The sequence below is a fragment of the Hymenobacter terrestris genome (genome assembly GCF_013377905.1).
Lineage (GTDB): Bacteria > Bacteroidota > Bacteroidia > Cytophagales > Hymenobacteraceae > Hymenobacter > Hymenobacter terrestris.
In genome coordinates, this window is sequence record NZ_JABKAV010000093.1 from 1 (window position 1) to 9467 (window position 9467).

At 63.0% G+C, this 9467-nt stretch carries 6 protein-coding genes and 2 pseudogenes; 2 read left to right on the forward strand and 6 right to left on the reverse strand.

The features are described from left to right. Positions 1-158 precede the first annotated feature (158 nt). From HW556_RS17175 to HW556_RS18975, 3 genes are read right to left on the reverse strand one after another with little or no spacing between them, the layout of a single operon-like run. On the reverse strand, positions 159-2408 hold the full coding sequence (locus tag HW556_RS17175) for a xanthine dehydrogenase family protein molybdopterin-binding subunit (protein ID WP_176901354.1): 2250 nt from the start codon (positions 2406-2408) through the stop codon (positions 159-161). Positions 2409-2446: 38 nt separating this feature from the next. After that, positions 2447-3499, reverse strand: a complete 1053-nt coding sequence (locus tag HW556_RS17180) for an FAD binding domain-containing protein (RefSeq protein WP_176901355.1) — start codon at positions 3497-3499, stop codon at positions 2447-2449. A gap of 14 nt (positions 3500-3513) precedes the next feature. Next, a complete protein-coding gene (locus tag HW556_RS18975) occupies positions 3514-4536 on the reverse strand; it encodes a 2Fe-2S iron-sulfur cluster-binding protein (protein ID WP_176901356.1) in 1023 nt (340 codons plus the stop codon). Positions 4537-4915: 379 nt separating this feature from the next. On the opposite strand from HW556_RS18975, the pseudogene HW556_RS17190 reads away from it, so the two are divergent. Then, positions 4916-5592 (forward strand): annotated as a pseudogene (locus HW556_RS17190) (IS1595 family transposase). 71 nt (positions 5593-5663) lie between these two features. Here HW556_RS17190 and HW556_RS17195 read toward each other — a convergent pair. Then, a complete protein-coding gene (locus HW556_RS17195) occupies positions 5664-6599 on the reverse strand; it encodes a lipid A deacylase LpxR family protein (protein ID WP_176901357.1) in 936 nt (311 codons plus the stop codon). A 323-nt stretch (positions 6600-6922) separates the two neighbouring features. Between HW556_RS17195 and HW556_RS19070 the strand changes: the two are divergent. Then, positions 6923-7021: pseudogene (locus tag HW556_RS19070) on the forward strand (DUF3703 domain-containing protein); the annotation flags it as partial. A 261-nt stretch (positions 7022-7282) separates the two neighbouring features. On the opposite strand, the gene HW556_RS17205 reads toward HW556_RS19070, so the two are convergent. Together HW556_RS17205 and HW556_RS17210 are read right to left on the reverse strand one after the other, a co-directional pair. Continuing rightward, entirely contained in the window at positions 7283-7423 is a 141-nt protein-coding gene (locus HW556_RS17205; protein ID WP_176901359.1) for a hypothetical protein, read from the reverse strand. A gap of 149 nt (positions 7424-7572) precedes the next feature. Beyond that, positions 7573-9195, reverse strand: coding sequence for an IS1182 family transposase (locus HW556_RS17210; RefSeq protein WP_176901360.1), 1623 nt, complete (start codon positions 9193-9195; stop codon positions 7573-7575). Positions 9196-9467 lie beyond the last annotated feature (272 nt).

The following is a 9467-nucleotide window of genomic DNA, read 5'->3' on the forward strand; positions in this document are numbered from 1 at the left end:
TGAGGTGGTCTAGTTAAGCCGGACACAATTGAGACTTGATTTGAAGTTTGTCTTGTCCGGAAATAGGTTGACATTTTTTCAATCTTAAGACGGTCCGATGAGCAGTGGATGTTGAGTCCGGCTTTCTTGGCCATTTTGCTTCCCGCCGAGAACCGGCGCTACGCCTCCAGCAGCTTGTCGGGCGTGAGCGGTAACGAGCGGAGCCGCTGGCCTGTGGCGTGAAACACGGCATTGGTGATGGCCGCCGTGGTGCCCACGCAGCCAATCTCGCCGATGCCGCGCGCGCCCAGCTCGCTGATGTGCGGGTCGGGAATGCCCAGCCACTCCACCTCGATGTCCGGCGTGTCGGCCATGCTCGGCACATGGTAGTCGGCCAAGTTGCGGACCACCGCCCGGCCGTTGCGCGGGTCGTAATGCGTGGCTTCCATGAGCGTGGCGCCGATGCCCATGGCCATGCCGCCGATAAGCTGGGAGTGTGCCGTTTTCGGGTTCATCAGCCGGCCCACGTCGTAGACCCCGCACAGGCGGGCCACGCGAATCGAGCCACTGGCCTCGTCCACCCGCACCTGGGCAAACACGGCGCCGAAAGAATAAAACGAGTATTTCTCCCGCTCCTCCCCCGGCTTGGCTTCATCGATAGCCATCACGGAAGGCAGCTTCGCCCGGCGCAAAATGGCGCCGTACTCCTCTCCTTTGCCGGGGCTGGCTTTCAGTACCAACCGGCCCTCCCGCGCCTCAATGGCGTCGGCCGCCGCCCCAAACAGCGGCGACTGCGCGTCGCGCAGCGCCAGGTTTTTGAGGGCCTCCAGCACCGCCCTGGCCGCCACCTGCGCTGCGGGGCCCACAGTGGCCGTGGTGGTCGACCCGCCTGAGGTAGGCGCGGCCGGCAGCGCCGAGTCGCCCAGCTCGAACCGCACCCGCTCCACCGGCAGAGCTAGGGCGTCGGCGCTGATTTGACGAAAGATGGTGTAGGCCCCGTTGCCCAGCTCGTGAGTGGCGCTCTGCACCAGCGCCCGCCCGTCGGCGAAGATGGTGGCCCGGGCTTTGGCCTCCTTCCGGCCCGCCGGGTACATGGTCGTAGCCATGCCGTAGCCGAGAAGCTGGCCGCCCGCGCGCATCGAGCGGGGCCGGGGGCTGCGGGCTTCCCAGCCTATCAGTTTCTGGCCCCGGGCGTAGCATTCGCGCAGGTGCTTGCTGCTCCAGGGCTTGCCGGTTTCGGGGTTCTGGTCGGCGTAGTTGCGCAGGCGCAGTTCCACGGGGTCGAGGTTGAGCTCGGCGGCCAACTCGTCGATAGCGCATTCCAGGGCCCAGCCGCCCACAGTTTCGCCAGGCCCGCGCATGGGGCAGGGCGAAGGCAGATGCAGGTGGGCGAGCTGGTGGGAAAAAGCCATGTTGGGCACGGCGTACATCATCCGCGACACCCGGGCGCAGGGCTCGGTGTAGCCGCTGGACTGGGAGGAATGCGTGAGCGTGTCGTGGCGCAGAGCCGTGATGTTGCCCGCACGCGTGGCCCCCAGCGCCACGGTTTGCCGGGTGGCGGCGCGGTGCCCGGCCACGGCAAACATGTCCTGCCGGCGCCACTCTATCTTCACCGGCCGGCCCACCGCCTTGGCGGCCATGGCCGTGAGCAGCGGCGGGGCATAAAGCCAGCCTTTGGCCCCAAACGCGCCGCCGATAAAGGGGCAAATGACGTGTACGCTTTCCGGGGGCAAGCCCAGCGAGACGGCCATCACCTCCTGCAGCACTTCCAGGCCGCGGGTGATGTCGTAGAGGGTCAGAAAGTCGGTGCCGTTGCGCTTTTCCCAGCGGGCAATGGAAGCCAGTTGCTCGATGGGGTTGTGGTGGGTAATGGCCGATTCGTAGACCCGCTCCAGCTTGACCGGCGCGGCCGCCAGCGCGGCGGCGGGGTCACCCACCGTCACCTGCAGCTTTTCTTCGTTGTTACCCAAAAACGATTCGGGCAAGGTTTTGCGCTTGGCGGAGGCCATAGCCAGCTCGGGCACCTTGTCGGCGTAGGTGACGCGCACCAGCGAGGCCGCGTACCGGGCCCGCTCGTGGGTGTCGGCCACCACCACGGCCAGCGGCTGGCCGGCATACTCGATGGCGGCGGTCTGCAGGGGCTGCCGGGTTTCGGTGATGCCGCCTTCGCCCCGAAACTGCACTCCCCCCACTTTGGCGGGCATCGGCTGCAGGCGCGGAGCGTTTTCGTGGGTGAGCACGGCCAGTACCCCCGGGGCTTTGCGGGCGGCCGCCACGTCTATTGCGCTGACCGTGCCGTGCGCCCGGGCACTGTCTACTACGGCCCCGTACACCAGGCCCGGCACCTCCCACTCGGCGGTGAAGCGCGCCGCGCCGGTTACTTTGAGGCGGCCGTCGACGCGGTCCAGGGGTTTTCCAGTGACGGACATGGGCAGGGAAGGAATAGAGGTAGTAGAATGAAATGAAGTTAGCGGGGCACGGCCAGCTGGCCGGCCACCCCGCCCACGCTGGCCGCGAAGGCCGTGCCGGCCGGGCCCTGCAGGGCTTGCAGGCCGCTGGTTTCCAGCAAGGCCCGCACCAGCAGGTTGCGACCCATAGGGATTTTGTAGGCGTTGTGCTCTAGCGGCTTGGCGTCGGCAAAGGCCGCCGTGGCCGCCGCGCGAAACAGCTTCTCGCTGGGCAACTGGCCGGCCAGCATTGCTTCGGCTTTGGGCAGGCGCCAGGGCTTGTGGGCTACCCCACCCAGCGCTACCCGTACCCGGCGAATCTTGGGCCCGTCCATCTCCAGGGCCACGGCGCACGACACCAGGGCGTAGGCATAAGAGGCACGCTCCCGCACCTTCAGGTAGTGGGAACGGCCGGTGAAGGGGGGCAAATCAAGGCTAGTAATCAACTCCCCGTGTTCGAGCACCGTGTCCAGGTGTGGTGTGTCGCCGGGCAGGCGGTGCAACTCGGGGAAGGCAATGGCCCGCGGCCCGCGGGGCCCGAGGGTTTGCACGCGGGCGTCGAGGGCCGATAAGGCCACAGCTAGGTCGCTGGGGTGGGTTGCCACGCAGGCATCGGACGCCCCGAACAGCGCATGCACGTGGTTGTAGCCACCGAGGGCCGCGCAGCCGGAGCCAGGCTCGCGCTTGTTGCAGGCCTGGGTGAGGTCGCGAAAGTAGGGGCATCGGGTGCGCTGCAAGGGGTTGCCCGCCATGGAGGCCATATTGCGAATCTGTACCGAGGCACCCGCCAGCAGCGCTTCGCTCACGGCCGTGTAGCGCTGCCGGACATCGGCCGAGATGGCCGCAGCCGAGTTGGAAACGTTGGCGCCGATGCGCAGCCCGCCTTCGTGCTGAGTTATTTGCTTAAGTGGCAGGCCCGACACGTCTACTAGCACACTAGGGCGGTGCACACCCTCCTTCATCAAATCCACGTGCGAGGTGCCGCCGGCAATGAAGGTGGCGGTGGCGGTTTTCGTTACAGTGGCTACCGCCTGGTCGGCGGTGTCGGCGCGCTGGTACTGGAATGGGTGCATAGCAAGGTGGGGGGTTAGGCGCGCTGAACGTCTTGAATGGCGGCGATGATGTTGGGATAAGCCGCGCAGCGGCACAGGTTGCCGCTCATGGCCTCGCGGATTTCCACGCCCGACCCGGTGTCCATCGTTTTGTCCTGCAGCAGCGCGGTGGCGGCCATCAGCTGCCCCGGTGTGCAGTAGCCGCACTGAAAAGCATCGTGCATGAGAAAGGCGGCCTGCAGGGGGTGAAGCTCCTCACCTTTGGCCAGCCCTTCGATGGTGGTGATTTCCTTGCCCTGGGCCATCACGGCCAGGGTTAGGCACGCGAGGGCGCTCTGGCCGTCGAGGTGCACGGTGCAGGCGCCGCACTGGCCGTGGTCGCAGCCCTTCTTGGTGCCGGTAAGGTGCAGGTTTTCGCGCAGGGCGTCCAGCAGGGCCACGCGCGGGTCGAGCGTCAAGCGGTGGGCCTGGCCGTTGATGGTCAACGCCACCGCTACCGTATCAGAAGCAGTGGCCGCTGCTTGCTCGTCCGCCGAGTCCTGATCAGACTCACTGCTGCCGCAGCCGGGCAGCAGTAGCAACGCCGCCGCCGCCAGCGTGGCTGTAACAAACGTGCGGCGGGAAAGCTGGAAAGCAACCGCTTCCGGGCCAGCAGCCGGAGCCGTGGCCGGGTTCAGGGCTTCCAATGCGGCGAGTACCTGGCCGGACCGCAACTCCTGCCCAGGGGCCACCACGGTTCGCCAGCGCACCACGCCGTGCTCGTCGAGCAGGATGAGGGCCCGCTGCCCGGCCACGCCAAACCGCTCGGCCAGTGCCCCGCGGCAGTCCAGCGCCTGCCACTCATCGGAGGCGATGTCCACGAACGCCGCTCCGGCGGAGCCAAAGTCGGCCGAGAGGCGCGCAAATAGGGCGCTCTGGTGCGCCAGGGTGGGGTCCCAGGTGTCGGAGGCAAACGCGAGAATGACGGGCCGGCCGCGCAAGTCCAGCAGGCGCGTGCCGTTGGGCAGCACGCAATCGGGCGCCAGGTCGCCGGCTTGTGGAATGGGCGCTTGGTTCATCGGCGGGACGGGGGTATAGGTTTTGGGTGGTAAGACGGTGGGGAAGGGGGCAGCTTGGCTTCTTGAGGAGTAGACCGCGTCGACTGTTGAAATCCGCAGCAGCCGATCGGACGGATACGCTACTTCCCTATACCCGCCTTCCCCCCGCCGAGTTTGCCTGCCCGCCGGAATGCCAAAAAAATGTGAGGGGTGTGGCAGGCTGTCCACTTCTATAGCCGTAGCATGCCAGCGACAATCAGGACCATCACTACAGGGTTAAGGTTAGCTGAAAGGGTTATTATTCTGCAATTGTGAGACTCTCAACTGCTTACAGTCAGCCCTCAAAAAAAACCAGGGGCTTAGGAAGCAAAATGGGGAAAACGGGGCATAACTTCCTGTTATGCAACCAGCTAACCGCTACTATAAGTGCAGCAAAATTTCAGAAGTCAAATTTCGCTACTTGCTGTGCCTGTTTGCCTTGGATTTGACGGCCTCGGATACGGCCCGGCTCACGGGCCGTATCCGAGGCCGTCAATGACATCTACCTGCTTCTATGCCACCGGCTCCTGGCCTGGAGCCCCGTGCCGGTCGAACTCGACGGGGCGGTCGAACTCGACGAGCGCTACTTCGGTCCGCGCCGGGTGCGCGGCAAACGGGGCCGCGGGGGCCAGCGACAAAACCATCGTCTTCGGCCTGTTCAAACGCGGCGGGCAGGTGTACACGGAAATCGTGCCCGGCTGCTCGAAAAAGATCCTGCAGGCCATCATACGCGGCAAGATCGACTTGGCCACCATGGTCAACACCGACGGCTGGCGCGGCTACGACGGCCTGGTGGACGTGGGCTTTGACCGCCACTTCCGCTTCCGCCACGGCCAAGATGAATTCGTGGGCGGCGCGTCGCACATCAACGGCATCGAGTCCTTCTGGAATTGCGCTAAAGCCCGTCTCCAGCAGTTCAAGGGCGTGCCCGAGTACACCTTTTTGCTCCATCTGAAAGAGTCCGAATTTCGCCTCAATTATCGTTACGAGGACCTCTATAAACTGCTCCTTAAATTACTTCGCCAACAGCCCCTCTAACCGCGTTTGCTTCCTAAGCCCCAGAAAGAATATACTTGTATTTCACACCCCCGCTTTTCACTACATCCCATTTAGAAAGCGAACCGTATCCCCAGCATCGTCCACCGATGCCAGCGGGCCCCGCTGAATTCCGGCGAAATGCCCGTAAGCGAACCTTCCAAGCGAAAGCCAGCGTAGCCCAGCCCCAGCGTAGCCGTGCTACGGGCGACAGTCCGCCGGACCGCCGCGGCGGAAAGCACGTACGGGTTGTTACGGTTGAACAACCCGCCCTGCAGCGTGGCGTTGTAGCCCACCACCCGGCCTTCCACCTGCGCCTCCCCATAGGCCTGCACCTGGCGCTGCCCACCCCGGTTGGTCCGGTTAGCCACACCCAGCGTCGCCAAAGCGGGCTGCAGCAGCCCCAGCCGTAGCGTTGCGCCGACACCGGCATAAGTCTGCAGAGTACCCAGCGAGGCACTAGCTGCACCGTTTACCTCCAGGCCGCGGCCAACGGCCAGCAACTGCTTTTCCAGCCGGGCTTCGTAGCCCAGCACCACGTCGGTCTGCACCTGATAGTCCCACCCGCGCGGCGTGGGGGCCCCTAGCAGCTCGTGAATCTTGGTTTGAAAACCTTTGGCCCCGACCGCCGGCCCCAGAATGCCCACGTTGAAGGCCGTGGTTACGCGCAGGCGTCGGGTGGGGTGGCTGGCCACGCGCAGCAGGTCAGCGTAAATGTAGGAAGCGTAGGGTCGGTCGCCGACCCGAATAAAGGGGTCCTGAATGCGCAGGGGCGTGAAGCCATCGTAGTGCAATTGGATGCCGTGGTGCAGGATACTCCCCGCCAGTACCGGTCCGAGAATACGGTTAACCAGCGAATGCTGCAGCGCGGGGCTCACCAGTAGCAGCGTCATGCCCTGCGTGAAGTAGTAATCCGTGCGCAGAAACGCATCGTTGGCAAAGGTGTAGGCAATCAGGTGGTCACTGCTCACCCGCGTGCTGTCCGATTGTGCGTGAACAAGGAGAGGCAACAACCCCAGAAATAAGACAATTGTAAACCGAAAGCGCATGACCAGAAACAGTAAAGACATTCCACCTACGCAGTTACTTCCGTAAGTGGGTTGCCGCCAAAGCTGTTGCAGCCTTTTCCGGTGTTGCATAAAGTGGGCGGGCACTACCTGGCCGAGCCACTTACGCCCCGCTCAACTTCCGCCTCCCTTCCCGCCTGCGCCTGTACTACCGCGCCGAGTTGCCAGCTGCCCGCGCCGCCACTAGGCGCCAAAATCTGAGGGCAACCTTCGCCCACGTCGAACGCACCCAAATCCTGGGCCAGCGCTAGGCGCTACCGCACACCCACACGCACCTGCTGATGCTGCGCCACGGCCTGCCTACCCGCGACGAGCGCGAAATCCTGGGCCGGCTCGTGCGTATCATCGGCGGCTTCCCTCTCTCACGGTTCGGCCGCCATCTGCACCGTGCCGACTTATTCGGCCGTCAACCTCAAGCTGGAACTTATTCCTACGCCCCACCACGAAGTGTTCTTGATCGGCGACTTGGTAACCGATTTCACAGACCGGCTGGGACGATAAGCGCGCAATGAAGCGAGAGTGAGGGTCAAGGAGCCGGCACTAGCGGGATGGGGCCAGGGCTGTTATAGAAAAGCCCCATCTACTCGCGTAGATGGGGCTTTTCTTGCGGCGAAAGCCAGCGGAAATTAGGGATTTACGTGCTTGAGCTTACGGCGACGACGCTCCTGGGCCTGCTTTACGCGGCGGTGGATGGTCTCGCGGGTGAGGTCAGTCTGCTCAGGCGTAGCAGCCGGGGTGGTCTCGGTCTTGGTCGTCTTGGTCGTCATACAAAAAGAAGTTGAGTTCTGCCCAAAGATACCTTTCTCTGGCATATGGTGGCTCATCCACCCGTTACAAACTTTCTACCGACCCGGTGAATAGGTCCTCTTGGGGCCCTCTACCCCAGCTTAGCCAGCAAGATCAAGCTGGATCTGGTTCAGGGCATCGAGTTGCAGCTCCAGCGTCTGGGCAACGGTAGAGACGCGGGCGTAGCCGAATCTGGTGCATGATGGGTCAATAAGTCAGGTTCACAAGGATAAACGCTCGTGGCTGTTGCAGAACTCTGCCTGTTAGGGACTGAGTTACCGTAGTAATTTCTGCGGGATACTGTTTGTCGTGTTCGCACCCGAAAAGGAGGCCACGCGGGCGGTGGTGGAGGTAAGGCGAGAGCGATTACCTTGCCTTTGCGGGGCTGATACTTGAGTAGCTTTTTCAGATTATAGGCAATCGCCGCCAAGAGCATCGTCTTCTGGGCCCCGGCTTTGCCGCGCGTGCCCACGCGTCGCAGACCATAGTGCTGAATCAGGTTGCCAAACACGGGTTCGACCGTGCTTTGGCGCTTGCGCCGCATTAGCTGCCCCTGACGGCTCTGTTGCCGCGCCCAGGCCCGGCGATAAGCTGGATCATACGCCGTACGGGTGAGCTGCTTGCGTTTAGCCGTGGGCACACAGGTTGGTTTAAGTGGACAGTGTTGACAGTCTTGATAGGCGGCCCAATAGAGCTTGAGCCAGTTGCCATCGGCGCTGGTGTCAATCTTGCGGAAGGGCAGCGGCTTGTCGGCGAGGCAAGTGTAGGTGTCCGTCACCGAATCATAGGTAAAGCCCTCGACCGTTGCTTTGTACTTGCCGAATACCGGCATCCAGGGCGTGATGCCGCGCTCCTCCAGAAAGGCATAGTTGAACCCATTGGCGTAGCCGGCATCAGCCAGTAGCTCGTGCCAATACAGTCCTTGTGTCTGCAAGCGGGGCTGTAAACGGCCGACGATGCGGGGCAGGTGCACGCTGTCGCGACTGTCAGCGAAGTCGGCCTGCACGTGACTGATAACGCCGTGACCCGTATCGACCGCCAGGCTACAGAGGTAGTTTAAGGCGCGGGCCTTGCCAGGTTTAACCGACACGCGGGCGTCTGGATCGGTTGTACTACAGTGCGTTTTATTGCTCAGTAAACGGGCTTTGCTATGGGCTGCCCCCAACGCGCCCGGTGCTTTTTGTAGCTTCACTTGGCGGGCAGCTTCCTGCCGCAGTTGGTGCGCCGGGGCGGTGAGCACCCCCGGGGACAGTGGGGTATCGGCGGTAGCCGCTTGCTTTGGCTGCATGCTGTCCAGTGCGGCATTCGCCTTAACCGGAGCCGAATCGATGGCCTGCGTATCACCGGCAACCAGTCCCTGCGCCACGCATTGGGCAAAAACATGATCGAACAGGTGCTCGAAGACCGAGGCGGGGAAGAGTTGACGCGTACGGCTCACCGTGGAATGCCAGGGCAGTTCTTCGTCCAGCTCATAGCCAAGAAAGTAGAGGATGTCCAGCCGTAGGGCACAGTGTTCGACGAGGCGCCGGTCGCTGACCAGATTTTCCAGTCGGCCCACGAGCACCAACTTAAAGAACACGACCGGATCGAGCGACGGGTGTCCGGTGTGACTGTAAAGCGCGCGTGTTTGCTCGTAGAGAAACGTCCAATCCACTAACTCCGCCAGTCGGCGGTAGAGGTTATGAGGTGGGATGCGCTCGGAGAGCCGAAAGCGGGTCACTTCTTTGTCTAGGTACTGCTTCTTGCCTTGCATGCTTCTGCTACGAAACGTGCCCGAATCCGGTCATGGGTTCTGCAACAGCCACGACCGTTTTCGAGGACGACCACTAACAGTTCGGCACGGAGTAGCTAGAGCAGTTCTCAGGTTACTGTACATGGTAGCCACAGTGGTCAAACCAGTTTTTGGCGTCCTGTTCGCTTATCCAGCCGGCCGCCGCTTGGATGATGTCTTCCAACGCCTCGCGGGTGCGGGCCTAGGCTGTGCGCAGCCACGTTTTGAGCTTGCTGAAGGCGAGTTCAATGGGA

Bases quoted from the DNA above. Each gene is read 5' to 3' on its own strand.
- HW556_RS17205 (WP_176901359.1), bottom strand. From the start codon at position 7,423: ATGACGACCAAGACGACCAAGACCGAGACCACCCCGGCTGCTACGCCT.
- HW556_RS17180 (WP_176901355.1), bottom strand. From the start codon at position 3,499: ATGCACCCATTCCAGTACCAGCGCGCCGACACCGCCGACCAGGCGGTA.
- HW556_RS17210 (WP_176901360.1), bottom strand. From the start codon at position 9,195: ATGCAAGGCAAGAAGCAGTACCTAGACAAAGAAGTGACCCGCTTTCGG.
- HW556_RS17175 (WP_176901354.1), bottom strand. From the start codon at position 2,408: ATGTCCGTCACTGGAAAACCCCTGGACCGCGTCGACGGCCGCCTCAAA.
- HW556_RS18975 (WP_176901356.1), bottom strand. From the start codon at position 4,536: ATGAACCAAGCGCCCATTCCACAAGCCGGCGACCTGGCGCCCGATTGC.